The 257-nt window shown below is 65.0% G+C and carries 1 pseudogene; it reads right to left on the bottom strand.

Going from position 1 to position 257, the window contains the following annotated elements:
• Positions 1-257 (bottom strand): annotated as a pseudogene (locus A3840_RS01760) (thiazole synthase); the annotation flags it as partial.

Below are 257 nucleotides of genomic sequence, written 5' to 3'. Positions count from 1 at the left end.
TGCGTGCAGCCTCTACCAGCCCGAACACATCGGGCTGCAGTGTATCGGCCTCGCCGATCACTTCGAGCTTGATCCAGGTCGTGCCGAACAGTTCGCGAGCCATGTGGGCCGTGGTTACGGCCTCCTTGACCGAATGACAGCCAGCCGTATTGGGCAGGACGCGGATGCCCAGCTCGCCGATGAACGACCAGAAGGCCTGGCCGGCCCGCTGGTCACCGCCTTCGCGCCGCAGAGAGACAGTGACGATTTCGGCCCGC

It is taken from the genome of Devosia elaeis (assembly GCF_001650025.1).
Lineage (GTDB): Bacteria > Pseudomonadota > Alphaproteobacteria > Rhizobiales > Devosiaceae > Devosia > Devosia elaeis.
The sequence above is the reverse complement of the archived record's forward strand: the minus strand, read 5'-3'. Positions and strand labels throughout refer to the sequence as shown.